Origin of the sequence: Corynebacterium sp. CTNIH16, from assembly GCF_032821655.1 — a bacterium.
Taxonomy (GTDB): Bacteria; Actinomycetota; Actinomycetes; order Mycobacteriales; family Mycobacteriaceae; genus Corynebacterium; species Corynebacterium marquesiae.
The window spans coordinates 173043-190150 of the sequence record NZ_JAVBIG010000005.1 but is presented as its reverse complement, the minus strand read 5'-3'; the positions used below and the strand labels follow the sequence as shown (position 1 = coordinate 190150).

9 protein-coding genes, 1 tRNA gene and 1 pseudogene are annotated in these 17108 nt (G+C 59.4%); 1 reads left to right on the top strand and 10 read right to left on the bottom strand.

What is annotated here, in order from left to right; translation table 11 throughout:
* Positions 1-114: 114 nt before the first annotated feature.
* From RAE04_RS06760 to RAE04_RS06715, 10 genes and pseudogenes are all read right to left on the bottom strand, one after another.
* Positions 115-3207, bottom strand: a complete 3093-nt coding sequence (locus RAE04_RS06760) for a type I restriction endonuclease subunit R (RefSeq protein ID WP_317026846.1) — start codon at positions 3205-3207, stop codon at positions 115-117.
* Positions 3200-4426 (bottom strand): restriction endonuclease subunit S, encoded by a 1227-nt coding sequence (locus RAE04_RS06755; protein WP_317026845.1) that lies wholly within the window; start codon positions 4424-4426, stop codon positions 3200-3202. The genes RAE04_RS06760 and RAE04_RS06755 overlap by 8 nt, the downstream gene beginning before the upstream one ends.
* Positions 4426-6360 carry a class I SAM-dependent DNA methyltransferase gene (locus RAE04_RS06750; RefSeq protein WP_317026844.1) on the bottom strand — a complete coding sequence of 645 codons (1935 nt, stop codon included), beginning with the start codon at positions 6358-6360 and terminating at the stop codon, positions 4426-4428. Before RAE04_RS06750 ends, RAE04_RS06755 begins: the two co-directional genes overlap by 1 nt.
* Before the next feature lie 340 nt (positions 6361-6700).
* Positions 6701-7813, bottom strand: coding sequence for a hypothetical protein (locus RAE04_RS06745; RefSeq protein WP_317026843.1), 1113 nt, complete (start codon positions 7811-7813; stop codon positions 6701-6703).
* Positions 7814-8224: 411 nt separating this feature from the next.
* Positions 8225-9561 (bottom strand): annotated as a pseudogene (locus RAE04_RS06740) (IS256 family transposase).
* Between the two features lie 181 nt (positions 9562-9742).
* A tRNA-Arg gene (locus tag RAE04_RS06735) sits at positions 9743-9815 on the bottom strand.
* Between the two features lie 70 nt (positions 9816-9885).
* Entirely contained in the window at positions 9886-10167 is a 282-nt protein-coding gene (locus RAE04_RS06730) for a glutaredoxin domain-containing protein (RefSeq protein ID WP_317026842.1), read from the bottom strand.
* On the bottom strand, positions 10167-10697 hold the full coding sequence (locus RAE04_RS06725; RefSeq protein WP_317026841.1) for a dihydrofolate reductase: 531 nt from the start codon (positions 10695-10697) through the stop codon (positions 10167-10169). Before RAE04_RS06725 ends, RAE04_RS06730 begins: the two co-directional genes overlap by 1 nt.
* On the bottom strand, positions 10697-11518 hold the full coding sequence (locus tag RAE04_RS06720) for a thymidylate synthase (RefSeq protein WP_317026840.1): 822 nt from the start codon (positions 11516-11518) through the stop codon (positions 10697-10699). Before RAE04_RS06720 ends, RAE04_RS06725 begins: the two co-directional genes overlap by 1 nt.
* Positions 11505-12263: a 3'(2'),5'-bisphosphate nucleotidase CysQ gene (locus RAE04_RS06715; protein ID WP_317026839.1), complete on the bottom strand. Its 759-nt coding sequence runs from the start codon at positions 12261-12263 to the stop codon at positions 11505-11507. The genes RAE04_RS06720 and RAE04_RS06715 overlap by 14 nt, the downstream gene beginning before the upstream one ends.
* 35 nt (positions 12264-12298) lie before the next feature.
* On the opposite strand from RAE04_RS06715, the gene RAE04_RS06710 reads away from it, so the two are divergent.
* Positions 12299-17098, top strand: a complete 4800-nt coding sequence (locus RAE04_RS06710; RefSeq protein ID WP_317026838.1) for an ATP-dependent helicase — start codon at positions 12299-12301, stop codon at positions 17096-17098.
* Positions 17099-17108 lie beyond the last annotated feature (10 nt).

Sequence of the window (17108 nt, the reverse complement as noted above, 5' to 3'; positions counted from 1 at the left end):
TCAAGCAACATCGAGTTTTTCGGACGCGTGAATCAATAGACAAGCTCTGAAACTCGAAAAGTTACCGGCCCAGCGGAAAGCTCACGATCAGATGTTTTCGCCGGGCTACTCTTCCTATTCGTTTTCTTCCAGCTGCCCTGTTTCGTTCGCCGACGCCATGATATTAGCCAAGGCCTCGACCAGGCTTTCGAGGACATTGCGGTCGCTAGATACCAGAGCATCGCGCTGCTTGCGCTGTTCAATGCCGCTAAAGATCGCGCGCGTGGCTTCGATCTTGAACTTCTTGGAACGCTTTAGCTGCTCCTTGGTGTTTTCCTTGCCGAGCTTTACCGCAACCGGCTGCTTGGACAGGGTTCCCCATGCGGCGACAATCATCTGTCCGGTTTCGCTGCTATCGACGTCGACACCCGCGAGTGAGAACAGGTCATTGACCTTCTCAACCGCTTCATCGAAGGCACTGCGCAACGGAGTTTGGGGCTCGCCGAGGCGGACCGTGAACTCCGGTACCTTGAGCGGCTCCGGTTCGGTATCGGAAACGCGGTGATCTTCTTCGACTTCACCTTGGGCAATGGCAACGCCAGCCAACGTGACGCCAGTCAGGAAATCTTCGTCCTCGACGTTCTCTGTAACATGCAGATTCGGCTCCAGAACGCTACACAACATGGCACGACGTGATACGTCGGCATCCGCGTAAGCAATGATCTGGGAGAGGAACTCATAGGCGTGCCGATACTTGAGTACGTGTGCCTTGAAGTCTTTGGCGTGCTCGACGGTGTCCTTGTCGGTTGACTTGCGGTCGGCGCGCCAACGGCTAAGGATGGCGTCAGCAGCACCGCGTAATTTCTCCGAATCTTCGCCGGCCATGTAGGCTTCGGCTACCCTGTTCATCTCGTCGGGGTCGTAATAACCGGCGGTATCGAGTTCGTCAGCAAGCGTGTGCAGCGAGTTTGGGTCAATATCGGTATCAATCGAGGCACCCTGGTAGTAGCGCTTGAAGTCGGCCTCAATGAGTTCGGGATCATTGACGAAATCGACCACCATCGGAGCGGGCTTCTTCGGATAAATTCGGTTCAGGCGAGATAGAGTTTGTACCGTTGCCACACCAGAGAGGTGCTTGTCCACGTACATCGCGCACAGACGTGGCTCGTTAAAACCAGTTTGGAACTTATTCGCCACAATGAGCACGCGGTAAGGCAGGTCATCACCCTTAAACGCGCGTTCCACGTCGGACTCGCCGTTGAGGCTTACCTCGGTGACTGGCTCCGGCTCGTCCTCCATGCTTACCGAATCGGAGAACGCCACCAGCGAGCGGAACCCGTAGCCCTTTGCAGTAATGTAGCGGTTCATTTCGTGGGACCAGTGCACCGCTGCCTTGCGCGATGAAGTCACCACCATGGCGCGAGCCTGGCCATCAAGGTGGTGCGCAACATTGCGGCGGAAGTGCTCTACAACCACCTCAACCTTTTGGGCAATGGAGGTCGGATGCAGGCGGACAAAACGCACCATGTCCGTAACCGCTGCGGACTGATCTACCTCTTCAGTTCGTCCCAACTCGTCGCGGACTTCCGCCCACATGGTGTAGGTGGAGTAGTTGGTAAGCACGTCCATGATGAAGCCCTCGGCAATAGCTTGGCCCATGGGATAAGTGTCGAAGGCGATGTAGTGGCCGTCCGGGGTCTGTGAACCGAATAGGCGCAGGGTTTTACCCTTCGGCGTGGCTGTGAGCGCCACAAAAGTCATGTTGGACGCGGTAGCGACTGCTTCCTGGCGCAGCTCTAGCAGATCATCGGCGGTGTATTCTTCTGTCTCATCCACGTCGACTTCTGCCAGCAGTTCACGCAAAGCTGAGGCGGAGGAACCGGTCTGTGAGGAGTGGGCTTCATCGGCAATCACACACCAGTTGCGGCCCTGAATATCTGGGTCGTCATCTAGCAGTGAGAGCACATACGGGAATGTCTGCAGCGTACAGGTGATGATGTGCCCGCCCTCAACCAGCGCCTCGCGCAGCTGTGGTGATTTCGCGCCAGAGTTTTCGCCAACCGAGACCACCAGACCGCGCGATGCTGCTAGTGCCTGCATGTCCTGGCGAATGTTGGTATCGAGTGCTGTGCGGTCGGTGACCACGATGACGGAATCAAAGGTCTTGGTGCCGTCCTCGGCCACCTGCCTAATAAGGCGATGCGCAAGCCACGCAATGGTCTTTGTCTTGCCTGAGCCAGCGGAGTGCTCGATGAGGTAGCGCCCTCCAGCGCCGCGCTGAGCTACATCAGTGGTGGCTTTCTCCACCGCTCGCAGCTGGTGGAAACGGGGGAAGATGAGCTTGCCTTGAGCACCGCGCTTGGACTTAGAATCCGGCTCCCATACCGCGAAGTCACTCAAGATGCGCAGCAGCAACCTCGGCTTCAACACTTGCTCCCACAAGTAGGACGTAGCCGACCTATCCTCAATCGGCGGGTTTCCGCCTGCGCCGTCATGTCCCTGATTGAACGGCAGGAACCTCGTGTCGTTGCCGTGAAGCGCGGTGGTCATGTACACCTCGTCATTCGATACCGCGAAGTGAACCAGTGCGCGCCCAGGCAGGAGTACGCGGCGATTCTTCGACGGCACACGGTCCTCACGGTACTGCTTCATTGCTTGCGCCACGGATTGGGTGTTGTCCGTCTTTAGCTCAAACGTGGCCACCGGAATGCCGTTGACTGTGGCGACGAGATCCAGTGTCTCGCCGCTGGTCGCATCAAAGTGAACCTGGCGGATAATGCGTAGGCGATTTTCCTCCGCACGCTTCGCCGCGGACACACTGAGCGGGTTGGCAGGTGGAAATGCCACCATGGGGCCAAAGGTTGCTGAGCGCGCATTAGTCTGCGCGTACTTAAAGCCCTCTCGCAGGGTACCCAGCAAGCCTCCACGGATGCGTCCTGTTTGCGCATCCTTGCGCGTTGCGGATTCGAGCCGCTTGGCGACGTACTCCAGCAGCAACCTCTGCGCATTCTCCCGCCTTGCTTCGGTCACGTCGTGTGGCACGGCCTTGGCGTAGTCCTCCGGGTATTGGGTGGAAAGCCAGTGCAGCACATCAGCTGGGAACAGCCCTAGGCGTGCATCCCAGCCGGTGTCCTTCATACCCGGTTCATAGATCCAGCCGCTGGTTTGCAACGACTCGCAGATGGTCTCTTCCAGGCGCTCTTCGCGCATGATGTCACGTTTAGGCATGAGCTTCGTCCTTGTGGGTTGGGGAGGCAGGAATATCAATCTGGCCAGTTACCGCCGCTGAAATCACTGCTGCGCGACGCTCCGCCAGCAAGTCCCTCAGCTTTGTAATGTCCTCCAACATCGAATCAATCTCGGTGGTCTCGCGGTCGATCTCGTCCGCGATGCGGCGCTGTTCGACGAGGGGTGGGAGGGGGATGCGGAACCGGCTGACTTGTTCCGCACCCAGATTTGGCTGTGCGGACCCTGATTCGTTCAACCAGACTTGAAGCGAGAACACGCGGGTAGCCATAGAGTGCGCAATGTATCTCACATCTGCAAGGTCTACGCGTTCCAGCCTTAAGGCACACAATGAACTTGCTAGTGCCCCTCCATCGAAATCCACCAACCCCCATTTCCCCAAGGAGCCTCGCAAGCAAAATAACAGGTCGTTTTGTCGTAGTTTAGCTCCACCCATTGCAGCGTATTTTTCCGGTTTGATTCGCTTACAAGTTTCTAGGTTGATGCTGCCAGAAGCTAAGTCTCCGGCGTTGATAAACGGAATTCCTGTTTCAGTGATCTCATCAGGCGATGGATAGTTAATCCCCCGATCACCATTATGAAGGGAGAAGAGCGTGCCTATGGTGGTCTTCTTCCATTGGCGCGGTAGGTTTGCCAAGTCTGGAGTACTTTTCCCCAGCAGCAAACGTTCAACTACCGTCGCTCGTCGCTCTGTCAGCAGCCGCTCCATCTCGTCCAAGTCGGCGCGCATACCGTTGATCTCGGCGGTCTCGCGGTCAAGGTAATCGGCGATGGCGCGCTGGGCATCCAGCGGTGGGGCAGGTACCTGAAACTGAGCAACCTTTGACCATTCAACACGCGGCATTTTCGTTCCGGTAGAAGCTGCGTCCGCCAGTCTTATAAATTCGTTGGAGCCGACGATATATGCAAGAAATCGTGGTTCTGTTTCATCAGAGGGGTGGTATATATGAATATCGCCCTGCGCTGTACCGTCCTTATCTGCAAGCCAATACTTCGCAAGGTAGGGCCGTAACTTTCCGAAAAGGACGTCGCCTGTTTCAAACGCTCGTCCCTCTGCGGTGAAGCTACTTTCTTCATCTTTTAATCTGCCGGTACCGCCTTCTATTCGATCAAGTGATACTAATTCGCCTTGTGGAGGCGTCGGGGTGTTATTCAATTCAGCAAGCGACCACAGCGGTGCCAACCGGTTTGTCTCACTCATCACTTCCTCACCTGCCCGAACTTCTCCATGAGGCGGCCCATGACCTTCGCCACGTCGGCATCGATTTCGGCTAGGGGACGCACGGGTTCGGGTTTGTAGAACACGCGCTTGAACGGAATCTCGTAGCCGGTGACGGCCTTGGCTGTGTCCCAGGTTACATCGGGTGCAAAGGGGAGTACTTCGCGCTGCATGTGCTCGTTGATGTCCTCGGTAAGCGGCACGCGCTCAGTCATGGTGAATGACGGGTCGAGAACCGGGTTACCCTTGCGGTCAACTGCTGGCTCCGCTTCGTTATCAGGGACGGCGATGGCCTTAGAGATGGCGTCGATAAGCGTGGAGGGCATCTTCACGCCGTATTCCTTGGCCGCAGCCTTGAGGACGTCCGGCAAATCGTTGTAGGAAGCGTTAGCTACCGCGCGTACCACGTCGGCGTGTGCCTCTACGGCCTGTTTGTGCTCCAGTACCTCAGCAATTGCGTCGTCGGTGACGTCAACTCCCAGTCGTGTTTGCTTGGTGACCTTCACATCACGGAAGCCCAAATCGTCCGGCGTGAGTACCCTGGACATATCGCTATCGGTAAAAGCGCTGTAGGCTTGCAGTACCTTGTTCCGGTCGGCCTCGCGCATTTCGCGACGCTTATCGCCTAGGCCCTTATCTGGGACAGACCAGCACTCGGAGGCGTCGATAAGCTGCACAAAGCCCTTGCGGTGGTCTTCCTTGTTGGTGTCCAGAATCCAGATATAGGTGGAAATACCCGTGCCGTAGAACATGTTGGTGGGCAGCTGAATAATCGCGTCCACCAGGTCGTTTTCTAGCAGCCACGCGCGGATCTGGTCGGGGCCTGAACCAGGGCCACCCGTAAACAGTGGCGAGCCGTTAGACACCACCGCGCCACGTCCCCCGGAACCGTCCTTGCCTGCGGGCATGAGCTTGGAAGCCACGTGGGATAAGAACAGCATCTGGCCATCGCCCTTATTAGGCAGGCCGTGGCTAAAGCGCGAACCCGGTACCTTGGCCTGCTCCTTGACCGAGGATTGCTGCACTGACCAGTCAGAGCCAAACGGCGGGTTGGACAGGATGTACTCGAATTGCTCGCCCTCATAAAGGTCAGTGAGCAAGGTGTCGCCGTGACGGATCGCGTCCGGCTCACCGCCCTGAATAAGCAGGTCGGCCTTGCCAATAGCGTAGCCTGTTGGCATCAGTTCCTGACCAGCGAGGTTGACCTCAATGTTGGGGTTGAGTTCCTTCAACGCGCGCTCAGCTACGAGTAGCATGCCGCCCGTGCCCGCGGTGGGGTCGTAGACGGTACGCGACGCGCCGGGGGAGGTCAGGCCAAGGTCATCGGAGGCAAAGAGGATGTCCACCATAAGACGAATCGCATCACGTGGAGTGTAGAAAGCACCCGCAGCTTTGCCTTTGGTGTTGAAGGCGCGGTACATCACGTGCTCGAATAAGTCACCCATCTGTGCGTCCGGTAGTGCCTCCACGGACATGTCAATGGTGGAGAAGTGCTTGACCACCGGCCACAAGCGACCAGCTTGGTCTAGGGTGCGCATCTTGACCGCGAAGTCGAACGCGTCCCAAATATCGCGCACGCTTTGTGAGAATGCGCCCACATAATCCATGAGTGAGTCGAACACGTGGTCATCGGTCTCAGCGATGCGGGTCAAGTCCAGCTGCGAGGTGTTGTAGAAGGACAATCCGAACTGTGACTGTACTTCCCAGTCCAGGTAGGCCTCGCTCATTCCTTCTGCATTGAGCTTGGTGGCCAGTTCTACAACCTTGTCCTTGGTGGGAGCCAAAATGCACTCGAGGCGGCGCAGGACGGTCAGCGGCAGGATGTAGTCACCGTAGTCCTCTGGCTCGACGATGGAGCGCAGGTACTTGTCGGCGGTGTTCCACACGACGGACTGATTTAGCTCAGCGGTGCTCACTTTGCAGGGTCCTTCTGTCTTAGGGCTAGGTAACGTCCTATGCGACTATAGTTGCTTGATGGACCTCGTTGTACTTCAGATAATTTAAAATAGGGGTAGTAAGCGCGCCCGAATTCTTGCTCACAGTGGCAAGCTGGCTCTACTACTGTCTGTACTGCTATTTGCAGGTATTTCAGGGGGCTTTTGTATTACTGGGCAGGGCTAGGTCTTCTTATAGCCATGAGGAAAGCTTTTCGAGCATAGGGGTGAAGCGCCCCGAGTTTTGTTCCTAGGCTTTTGCCTTGAATTTTACTGTTGGCTGTGGCGGGTTCTGCTTCCGAAACTCGGATGACATTGCTGACTACGCAGCAGGTGAATCCTTGCCCTTGCTTAGTGCTCCATCTGCGGCCATTGCTGCACCGTAAACGGGGATGAAGTAGATGATTGCAACGGTGAAGAAGCGTGCGGCTGTGACGTTCTCTTCAAGCAGTGTCCCCAGAGCTTGATGCAGATAAGTGATAACTGATCCTCCGAATGCGACCAGACTGCCGGATTGTGTAAGGGTGAGTTCGTTGAGATTGAAACCGAACAGGGCTTGTGAAATCGAAGGCTTAAGAGCCCCATCTTCGGTGATTTGATTCTGAACGTATTCAACGGTCTCTGCATCATCAATTAGGTCATCGATATCACCAGGCGTTTCCACTGGAATGTCGAGTTTGAGTTCTCTTTCGAGGCTTCGGAAGCGGCGTAGAGTGCTGTTGATGTTGGGCTGACTGTAGTGTTCGCCGACGATTTTTGATACTGCTGAAAACTTCTCAAAATCGGGAAAAGCCGTTGAATACTCTTTAAGGGCAACCTGCGCAGCTGGCGAGAATGCTAGACCCTTCATCTGCTTGAGTAACTGCTCAGAGACAGTCAGGCCCTTGGTCGCTTGAGCGATAGCTTTGGAGAGTCCTCGTGGAACCATTGCTTGTCTGTTCAATGCCTGCGTTGCAGTAATGGCTTCAGTCACGGCAGAGAAGTTGAGTCTCGCGAGCGTACTTTTCGGCGGAATGACTTGACCCATACCAGCAAGAGTCGAAAGGTCCGACAGAGGACTGCTGACTTTCGCTAAGGCAGCAATTGAAGTTTGCGCCCCAGTGATCTGCTTCCAGGTCGGAGAGTCGATCTCCATAACCATGCCCTGCCGCATTGCATCGACAGCTTTGAATGATTGCTCGTTACGTATATCCAGAAAAGCGGAAGTAGTGTTGGCGGATAATTGTACCCGGTTTAGGGCTTGTATTGCTGCGGTGTTTTTGAAGTCAATGTAGGGGTTTGCGTCCAGTTTTATAGACGCGCTGATGCTTGCTGCTTGTTGTGCGAGGGCTTTGGAATTCGCAAGGCCTGCAGTCCTGTTCGCGATGTCACTTTGGATATTTCCGAACCATGTCAGGCAGGGATTCAGCTTTGAGCAGCTGCCGTCTTGGGGCATCGTGTCTCCTTTCTGAGTCAGGGTTGATCAGATCAGGTTGATTATCTCACATGGGTGTCATTTCCCTCGCTAAAACATGAAACTCACGTTCTATAGAGAGCTGGAACGTGAGTTTGTGGTAGTTGTACTGGTTTGAAATTTTCCAGGCTTTGTCCCGCTTGAGTAGATGGGAAAACCGGTTGCGTCCGCTAGCGTGGTGTATCTGTTACCCGGGTGGAGCTGTACGTCATCAAGGCCTCAGCCCGGTGGCGTCGTTGCAAAGTGTAGCCACTTAGGCCATAGGGCTCTTTCTAAAGTCTGAAAGGGAAGGGGCTCCTTCGCCGGGCGTAAGTGTTCTTTATGACGTCTTGGTACTGCTGCTTGGAACGATAGGACCGAGAGTGTCCGATTCTTTGTGTGCGGGGGCTTGGTTTACAAGTAGTCCGCGAATCGGTTGGGGTAAGCCACGGCTAGTTGGTTGATGGCTTGTTTCCACCCGGTGGCTTTCGCTCCTTCAATATAGCCGTTGCACTCAATGTTGCGCTTGGCTTTCTTCGCCCGCTGGGCAGCGCGCTTGTCTTCGATGTTGCAGATCATCAGCCACAGCGTCTTCAGCGCCGCGGTATCGTACGGGAATTGGCCCCTGTTACGGGTAGCTTTACGCAGTTGCGCGTTGAGTGACTCGATCGAATTGGTGGTGTAGAGCACTCGCCTGGCCGCAGGCGGGAACTGTAGAAACGGCACGAACCGCTCCCAGGCGTCGCGCCAGACTTTGACCGACTGGGGGTATTTTAGGCCCAGTTCACTGGCCTCGAAAGCATCCAGGTTGGCGCGTGCGGTGTCCTCATTGGTGGCGGTGTAGACCTCACGCAGCGCGCGGGAGACAGATTTGCGGTCCTGATAAGACACCCACCGGTTCGCAGCTCGAATCAGGTGCACAATGTGGAATTCGGCCAGGTTGCCTCCACGGCTTCTGGCAGGCCTTTGAGCCCGTCGCAGCAGACGATGAACACGTTCTGGACCCCGCGGTTGGCCAGATCTGCGCACACCGATGCCCAGAATGCGGCGCCTTCACTTTCAGCGATCCACAATCCCAGGATGTGCTTGATGCCGTCCATGTCGACACCAACCGCCATGTAGCAAGCCTTGTTGACCACGCGGTGGCCGTCACGGATCTTCACGCGTAGGGCGTCGAGGAAGATCACCGGGTAAAACTCGTCGAGCTGGCGGTTTTGCCAGATCATGACCTCTTCCAAGACCGCATCGGTAATGGTGCTGATCGTATCGGGGCTCATATCCACCCCAAGGGTGGTCGCGAGATGATGGCAAATATCGCGCACTGTCATCCCGCCGGCGTAGAGCGAGACGATCATGTCGTCGAGCTCTGTGAGCCTGCGTGCGCCCTTGGGCACCATGCGGGGAATAAACGTGCCGGCACGATCCCTGGGCACAGTTACTTCCACCGCGCCGTATCCAGAATTGACGGTCTTGATGTACGACCCATTGCGGTGGTTATTCTCCTGTGAGGTTTCGACCTGGGCTTTGGCGTTGCGGTCGGAATGGCCGTAGCCCAAGTGCGCATCCATCTCCGCCTTAAGGCCAGCGTTGATCGATGCCTGTAACAGGCCTTTGACCAGCTCGCTTGAATCATCAGCGGAAGCCGACAGCTCGCTGATCAAGCTGGCGACCTCAGGGTTTTCCATCAGCTTCTCGCTGATCTCGTTGACCCTCGCCGGGTCATGGCTTTTCTTCGGTGACACCGTAGTCATTATCGGTGAAACTCCTTCTAGATCAGAGCCTCACACACAAACTTCCTGACACCCTCATAGGACCTTGTACTGGCCGTCCGATCGAAGAAACCGACATCCCAGAACAAAAAGCAACTGAGATGCCGGTTTGTCAACAATGTCCCGACTCATCTGTCAAACATGTCGCGACTCATGACAATTGTGCCCCAGAGTGGATTCGAACCACCGACACCGGCTTTAGGAGAGCCGTGCTCTATCCCCTGAGCTACTGGGGCGGGGTTGCGTGTGCAACTTGGCTAATCATAGCAGTGGGGCAGGAGCGCCCCGAAATGGCTGGGGTGTGGGTTAGCTTTCCGCCAATTCCTTCTGCTTATTACGCACGGAGGAGGCTGGTGGGTTGGTCTCGTGGGTGCCGTCGGAGTAGAGGACGGTGGGGATGATGCGGTTGCCGTCGTTGACGGATTCGATCCAGGCGTTGATGTCTTCGGCGTTGTCGGCCTCGACGTCGACAAGCGTGTATGGGGTTTCGGTGCGGTCCAAGTTCTTGATGAGCTTGGCGCAGAACGGGCACCAGTCGGCGTAGAAAATGGTGACGTCGGAGTTGGTTTCTGGGGTAGTAACAGACATTAGGCTGCATCCTTTCGGTCGTAGGTTAAAAAGCGGTACTTGATGGGGAGGTCGCTGGCCTCTTTGTCCGGCAGTGCCAGGTGGCCCTTGGCGGAGGTTAGCCAATCGGTGCTGTGGGCGAGGCCGAATTCCTCGGGGATGTCGGGGGCGTAGATGGACTTTTCGCCGTAGGTGCTGCCGATATTAACGCCCATGAGCGTGACCTCAATGCGGTCCACTTGGTCCAAGGTGGCGGTGTAGATTTGGCCGCCGCCGATAACCCAGGCGTCGGAAAGCGAGGGCATCGCGGTAAGCACCTGGGCGCCGGCGGACCACTGGCCGGGGGTGCGGGAGGAGAGCACGTAGTTCTCGCGGCCGGGAAGCGGTCGGAACTTGGGGTTGAGGGACTCCCAGGTTTTCCGGCCCATAATGACCGGCGCGCCCATGGTCACGTCCTTAAAGTGCTTGAGATCCTCCGGCACGTGCCAAGGCATCTGCTCACCATCGCCAATGATGCCGTCCAGGGACTGTGCCCAGATTGCGCCCAACATTAGACGGACACCTGCGCCTTGATGGTGGGGTGGGGGTCGTAGCCCTCAATCTCAAAATCGGCGAAGTCATAGGAGAACATGTCTTCCGCCTTGTGGAGGTTGAGTTGCGGGTAGGGGCGCGGCTCGCGGGACAGCTGCTCTTTGACCTGCTCCACGTGGTCGTTATAGATATGGCAATCGCCGCCGGTCCAGATGAGCTCGCCCACTTTGAGGCCGGCCTGCTGGGCAAACATGTGGGTCAGCGCCGCGTAGGAGGCGATATTAAAGGGCACGCCCAAAAACATATCGGCCGAGCGCTGATAGACCTGCATGGACAAGGTGCCATCTGCCACGTAGAGCTGGAAGAGCAGGTGGCAGGGCATCAGGGCCATCTTGTCTAGCTCCGCGACGTTCCATGCAGAGACCAGGTTGCGGCGGGAATCCGGGTTGTTCTGCAGGGTGTCGAGCGCCTGCTGGATCTGATCGATGTGCTGTCCGTCTGGGGTGGGCCAGGAGCGCCACTGCACGCCGTAGACCGGGCCCAGCTCGCCGTTCTCATCCGCCCACTCGTTCCAGATGCGGACCTTGTTCTCCTGCAGGAACTTAATATTGGAGTCGCCCTTGAGGAACCACAACAGCTCGCCCAACACCGCATGGAAGTAGACCTTCTTGGTGGTCAGTAGCGGGAAGGACTCGGCCAAGTTATAGCGCAGCTGCGCACCAAAAATGGAGCGCGTGCCGGTGCCGGTGCGATCGCCTTTGGGGGTGCCGGTCTCTAGGACCTTCTTCAGCAGATCCTCGTACGGGGTCTCAATCATGCGCACTAGTTTAGAATCCGCCATGCTCCGCGGCAAAGGCCTGGGCGTGCTCCAAGATTTCATCCTTGAGCTCGGGGCGGCAGATGAGGATATCCGGGATGAACGTGTCCTCATTATTGAAGCGGATTTCGGAGCCATCGAGGCGGCAGCAGTGCAGGCCGGCCGCCTGGGCGACGCCCACCGGAGCGGCCTGATCCCATTCGTACTGACCGCCGGCGTGGATATAGCCGTCATAATCGCCGAGCAGCACGTGCATGGCCTTAGCCCCCGCGGAGCCGACGCCCACGATTTCATAGCCCATTTTCTCCGCAATATAGTCGGCTACCTTGGGCGGGCGATTGCGGGAGACAACGAACTTCTTGGACAGCGGGCCGGTGACCGCCCGGACGTCCGAGGACTTAAAAGTAACGCCGAGATCCGGCAGGCCTACCGCCGCGTGGATGGGGATACCGTTTTCTACCAGGGCGATGTGCACGGCCCAGTCCTGGCGGCCGGTGGCAAATTCTTTGGTGCCGTCGAGCGGATCCACGATCCACACGCGGTCCTTCTTTAAACGGGCTAGGTCATCGGAGGCTTCCTCAGAGAGCATGCCGTCCTGGGGACGGTGCTGCGCGAGGACGCGGGAGATCCATTCTTGGGCGGCTTCATCGCCGGCGTCGCCAAGCGAAAGGCCCCGTAGCAGGCCCCCGTTGCGCACACCTTTTAGGATCTCACCGCAGCCCTGGGCGAGGGAATTGGTCAGGCGGGAATCAGAAATCTCGACGGTCATGGTGCCCACATTACAACGCGGACTAGAGTGTGGTCATGCCAGAAAACATCCTCGACCGCTTCCGGCCCCAAGTAGCGCAGTGGTTTCAGGATGTATTTGCTGCTCCTACCGCCGTGCAAGTGCAGGCCTGGGAGAAGATTTCCCGCGGTGAGCATGCCCTTGTAGTAGCTCCTACCGGTTCCGGTAAGACGCTCGCTGCGTTTTTGTGGGCGCTGAATAATTTGGTCGAGCGCGAAGGTCAGCTGGCGCTGCCGGTGGGTTCTGGGACTGGTGGATCCGCCTCCGGGGTGAAGGTGCTGTATATCTCTCCGCTGAAGGCGCTGGGCGTAGACGTGGAAAATAACCTGCGCGCCCCGCTGACCGGCATCGCGCGCACTGCGGAGAACCTAGGGCTGGACGTGCCGGATATATCGGTAGGCGTGCGCTCGGGCGATACGCCCTCGGCGGAACGTGCGCGGCAGGTGCGCAAACCGCCGGATATCTTGATCACCACCCCGGAGTCCGCCTATTTGATGCTGACCTCCAAGGCGGCGGGGATTTTAAAGACGGTGGATACCGTCATCATCGATGAGATTCATGCCCTAGCCGGTACCAAGCGCGGCGTGCACCTAGCGCTGACCTTGGAGCGTCTGCAGCAGGTGGCAGGGGACTTCCAGCGCATTGGACTTTCCGCCACCGTGCGGCCATTGTCTGCGGTATCAAACTTCTTGGGCGGCAACCGCCCAGTAGAAATTGTGGCCCCGGCTGCGGAGAAGAAGTGGCAGCTGGACGTGCACGTGCCCGTGGAGAATATGTCCGATCTGCCCACACCAGAGCAAGGCTCCACCATTGGGGAGATGACGGTGGATGATGCGATTGGCATCAGCTCTCCTTCCGTGGATGAGTCCGCGCTGCCCACGGCGAAGTCGATCTGGCCGTTTATTGAGGATGACCTCTATGCGGAAATCATGGCTCATCGCTCCACGCTGGTGTTTGTGAATTCTCGCCGCACGGCCGAGCGGCTGACCAGCCGGCTCAATGAGCTCTATGCACAAGAGCACGATCCGGATTCGCTCTCGCCTGAGACTCGGCGCGACCCGGCCCAGCTGATGAAGCAGGTCGACGTCGCCGGCAAGGCTCCGGCTGTCATCGCCCGCGCCCACCATGGCTCGGTGTCTAAGGATGAGCGCGCGATGACAGAGACCATGCTGAAGGAGGGCACGCTCAAGGCCGTGGTGGCTACGAGCTCGCTGGAGCTGGGCATCGATATGGGTGCCGTGGAACTGGTGGTGCAGGTGGAAGCTCCGCCCTCCGTGGCCTCCGGCCTGCAACGAGTGGGCCGCGCCGGGCACTTTGTGGGCGCGGTTTCGCATGGCTCCTTCTATCCCAAGCACCGCGCGGATCTGGTGCAGTCCACGCTGACGGTAGCGCGCATGCGCGCCGGGCTCATTGAGGAAATGCATACCCCGCGCAACCCGCTGGACGTACTGGCGCAGCAGACGGTGGCGGCCGTGGCCGCGGCCGGCGAGGACGGGCTCGATGCCGATGAGTGGTACGAGATGGTCCGCCGGGCCTGGCCCTACCGCGATCTGGCGCGGGAAGTCTATGACTCCGTGCTGGACCTGGTAAGCGGTGTGTATCCGTCCACGGACTTTGCCGAGCTCAAGCCCCGCGTGGTTTATGACCGCGTGACGGGAGTGATGACCGCGCGGCCTGGCGCCCAGCGCGTGGCCGTGACCAGTGGCGGCACGATTCCGGATAGGGGCATGTTTGGGGTATTCCTCTATACCGGCTCGGGCGAGGGCTCCGGTGGTGCTCCGCGCCGGGTGGGCGAGCTGGATGAGGAGATGGTTTATGAGTCCAGAGTGGGCGATGTTTTCACCCTGGGCGCTACCAGTTGGCGCATCGAGGACATCACTCGCGACCAGGTATTGGTCACGCCCGCACCGGGGCATACCGGGCGCCTGCCGTTTTGGAATGGCGATGGCGCGGGCCGACCCTATGAGTTGGGCAAGGCGCTAGGTGAGTATCGCCGCGAGGTCTTTTCCTCGCCGGAGAGCATTGCGGATGCCGATGATAATGCGCGCTCCAATATCGTGGCCTATCTGCAGGAACAGAACGAGGCCACCGGTGTCATCCCGGATGAAAAGACACTAGTGCTTGAGCGCTTCCGCGATGAGCTAGGCGATTGGCGTGTGGTGCTGCATACCCCGTTTGGCCGGCCGGTCAACTCCGCGTGGGCGTTAGCGGTGGGGGCCAGGGTAGGCGAGCGCACCGGCATGGATCCGCAGGCAGTAGCTGGCGATGATGGAATCGTGCTGCGCCTGCCGGAGGCAGAATCCGAGCCCGATGGATCCATCTTTGCCTTCGACGCGGATGAGATCGCTGATATCGTGGCCGAGCAAGTGGGCAACTCCGCGCTCTTTGCCTCCCGGTTCCGCGAGTGCGCAGCCCGCGCGCTGCTTTTGCCTAGGCGCAATCCCGGCAAGCGCGCGCCGCTGTGGCAGCAACGCCAGCGCGCCGAACAGCTTTTGGACGTTGCCCGCAAGTATCCGTCCTTCCCCATCATCCTGGAGACGGTGCGCGAGTGCGTCCAGGATGTCTACGATGTCCCAGCTCTTACGGAAGTCATGCGGGAGCTGGGCCACCGGCGCATCCGCATCGCGGAGGTCACCACCGAGCAGCCTTCGCCGTTTGCCTCTTCGCTGCTGTTTAACTACACCGGCGCGTTTATGTACGAGGGCGATTCCCCGTTGGCGGAAAAGCGCGCGGCCGCCTTGGCCCTCGACCCGGCGCTTTTAGCCAAGCTGCTCGGCACGGTGGAGCTGCGCGAGTTGCTCGATCCGGAGATCATCGCCGAGGTCCATGCCCAGCTCCAGCGCACCCATCCCTCGCGCCGGGCGCGCACCACCGAGGAAGTTGCGGACCTGCTTCGTGTGCTGGGGCCGATTCCCATAGACGAGCTAGGCGAGCACACCGACGTGCCGCTTTCCGCCCTAGACCAGCTGGGCACCCGGATTATGCGCGTGCGCATTGGCGGCCGCGAGCACCTAGCCCAAGCACAGGATGCGCCCCTGCTTCGCGACGCCCTGGGCATCCCCATTCCTCCCGGCATCCCCGCCCAGGTGGCCACTATTTCCGATGCCTTACCGCAGCTGGTCTCGCGCTGGGCCCGCACCCGCGGTCCGTTTGTGCTGCGAGATCTCACCGAGGCCTTCGGCATTTCCGTCTCCGCCGCGCACACCGTCCTCGGTGCGCTCGATGGGGTAGTAGAAGGCCGCTACCGGCAGGGAGTGGAGGAGCAGGAGTACTGCGCCGCCGCGGTGCTCAAGACCATTCGCTCGCGCTCGCTCGCCGCCGCGCGGGCTGCTACCGAGCCGGTCTCGGGCGCTACCTTCGCCCGTTTCTTGCCGGAGTGGCATAGCATCGCACCGGCCGGAAAGCGCCCGGCCTTGCGCGGTGCCGATGGCGTCTTTTCCGTCATCGAGCAGCTCGCTGGGGTGCGCCTGCCTGCCTCTGCGTGGGAATCGCTCATCCTGCCCGCCCGGGTGGGCGATTATTCACCCACCATGCTCGATGAGCTCACCTCCAATGGCGAGGTGCTCATTGTGGGTGCTGGCAAGGCCGGCGCGGCCGACCCCTGGATCATACTGTTGCCCTCAGACTATGCTGCTCAACTCGCCCCGGAAACGGATGCCGAGGGTATCAGCATGCTGCAGCGCTCCATCCTCGATGTCCTAGGCCGTGGCGGTGGCTTCCTCTTTGCCGATATTGCCGCCGACGCCCCCGGTACCACCGAGGAAACCCGCGAGGCCCTCTGGGGGTTAGTAGAGATGGGCCTGGTGAGTCCCGATTCCTTCGCGCCTATTCGCACCCGACTGTCTTCCGGCGGTTCCCGCTCGGGCCGCACCGCGCATCGCTCGAAGCGGCGGCCCACCCGCTCCCGCCTGCGCATGGGTCGCACCTCCTTCGCCCAGGCGCAGAATGCCGCGGGCGCGGGGACCCCGCCCGATGTCATGGGCCGGTGGTCGCTGGCGGTACCAGCCTCTACCGATGCCACCTCCCGGTCCGTCGCCCACGGCGAGGCCTGGCTCGACCGCTACGGCGTGCTCACCCGCGGCTCCGTCGTGGCCGAAGACGTGCTCGGCGGCTTTGCTCTGGCCTATAAGGTGCTCTCCGGTTTTGAAGAATCCGGCAAGGCCATGCGTGGCTACGTCATCGATGGGCTTGGCGCCGCGCAATTCTCCACCCCCGCCATCATCGACCGCCTGCGCGGCCTGGCCGATTCCCCGGATGTTACCGGCTGGCCGTCTGGCACCACCGAGCCCGAGACCTTTGTCCTCGCCGCCTGCGATCCGGCCAACCCGTACGGTGCGGCCCTGCCCTGGCCGCAGCGCGATGATGCCGACGGCAAAGCGACTGGCGGCCCCGCCCGTTCGGCCGGCGCGCTGGTGGTGCTTATCGACGGCCTGCCCATCGCCCACCTCACCCGCGGCGGTAAAACCCTCACCACCTTTATCGAATCGCTGCCCGATGGCATCGACCCCGCCGAGGTATATCCCCGCTTGGTTTCCGCGCTCACGGACATGGTGGCGAGGGGAGCGTTGTCCCCGTTGGTCGTTGAAAAGTGCAATGGCAGCCCCATCCATAAAACCGATGCGGCGGCCCACCTGCGCGACGCCGGCGCCGGGATTACGCCTAAGGGCGTGCGCATTTCCGCCCGCGCCGCCGCTCCGCGCACCCCGCGGGCAGGCCGCCGGGCGACCGAGGCCATCGAAGAGCTCAGCTTTGATGATCCGCCGCCCGCTCCGCGCAATAATGGTGGTTTCCGCCCGCGCGGCGGGTACCGCCGTTAAAGATTCACTG